Source organism: Spirillospora sp. NPDC047418 (assembly GCF_040643275.1).
In the GTDB taxonomy this organism is placed as follows: Bacteria; Actinomycetota; Actinomycetes; order Streptosporangiales; family Streptosporangiaceae; genus Spirillospora.
In genome coordinates this window covers 1-1,483 of the sequence record NZ_JBEYTW010000209.1, presented here as the reverse complement: position 1 = coordinate 1,483, position 1,483 = coordinate 1, and the positions used below count along the sequence as shown (strand labels likewise).

General features: G+C 66.6%; 2 protein-coding genes. One reads left to right on the top strand and one right to left on the bottom strand.

What is annotated here, in order from left to right:
- Positions 1-167: 167 nt before the first annotated feature.
- Positions 168-428 (bottom strand): hypothetical protein, encoded by a 261-nt coding sequence (locus ABZ806_RS45075; RefSeq protein WP_500226145.1) that lies wholly within the window; start codon positions 426-428, stop codon positions 168-170.
- Between the two features lie 138 nt (positions 429-566).
- On the opposite strand from ABZ806_RS45075, the gene ABZ806_RS45070 reads away from it, so the two are divergent.
- On the top strand, positions 567-1,394 hold the full coding sequence (locus ABZ806_RS45070; protein WP_500226144.1) for a putative endonuclease domain-containing protein: 828 nt from the start codon (positions 567-569) through the stop codon (positions 1,392-1,394).
- Positions 1,395-1,483: the final 89 nt, after the last annotated feature.

Here is a 1,483-nt window from a genome sequence, read left to right as displayed (position 1 = left end):
TGTTGTTGTTATGGACGCCCCCATAACAACAACACGCCGCAGATCAACACGGGGGAGGGGCGGGGCTCGGGGGTGGTGACGTGTCGCAGGGCGCGGCCTCGTGCGTGCTGGCCCGGTGGTCGGACGAGGCCGGCTCGTTGCGCGATCCGAAGTCGTGGGCGAGGCGGTCACCGAGTCTCCGCATGCCGATCCACGGCGCCTTGGCAGGCTCTCAAATGCGGCACCACGGCAGCCTCGACATCCCCTGACGGGAACGCGGCGACGTCCGACGCGTCCAGCGCGTTCAGCGCGTCCGATACTTCCGGTGCGTCCGATACTTCCGACACTTCCGGCGCGTCCAACGCTTCCGACGCGTCCGGCAGGGTTTGTTGATCTGCGGCGTGTTGTTGTTTTGAGGCGCTTGATAACAACAACACGCCGCAGATCAACGAGTGGGATACGGCCCAGTCACGGGACGTGCGGCGGGGTGCTGCGGCGGTTATGAATTGACGGTGAGAACCCCCCGTGATATTCCACATACTCTCCGAAATCGTCCATTTCGGTCGGCTGAGGCGGTGCAGGCGGGCGTGACGGCTCAGCAGCTCCGTTCCCGGCTCTACCGGCATGTGCTCCACGACGTGTACGCGCCCGCGAGCCTGGACGATTCCATCCAGCTCCGCTGTGACGCCGCCGCGCTGATACTCCCGCCGGACGCGGTCTTCTGCGGGGTGACCGCAGCTCGCCTGTACGACGTGCCGGTGCCGGACAGGGACCTGCGAGTCCACGCGGCCGTACCCGCCACGGCATCCACCGTGCCTCGCATCAAGCAGCTAAAGCTGCACGGCTACGCGATTCCCGCAGGGCAAGTACGCAAGCTGAAAGACCGCCGCGTGATCGGCCCAGAGCGGCTGTTCCTCGAACTGGCGGCTTCGGTGCCCCGCATCGACCTCATCATCGCGGGCGACCACCTGCTGAGGCGGCAGATCAGCACGCGAGAACTCCTCAACGCATTCCTGAAGGACTGCTACCGGCGCCGCGGAGTCAGAAAGGCAAGGCTCGCGATGACGCACCTGGAACCACGAAGCGATTCACCGCCGGAGACGCGGCTGCGGATGCTGCTCGTCGACGCCGGCCTCCCCCGGCCCGTCGCCAACCAGGACGTCTTCAACGACTGGGGCGTCTGGCTTGCGCGTCCCGACCTCTCCTACCCCGCCGTGAAGATCGCGATCGAGTACGAGGGACTGCACCACCAGGAGGACCACGGCCAGTACAGCCGCGACATCGAACGCGACGGCCGGATGATCGACGACGGCTGGGTCGTCATCCGCGTGAACAAGGACGGGCTCTTCCGCACCCCCCGGCAGGTGGTGAACCGCATCCGCAAGGCCCTCACCGCCCGCCACCCGTCCCGTTGACCTGCGGCGTGTTGTTGTGCCTTCGGGCTGGACCACTCCCAGGTCAGGACCTACCCGACGCTGCTTCGCTACCTCGTGCTGGCCCTGGC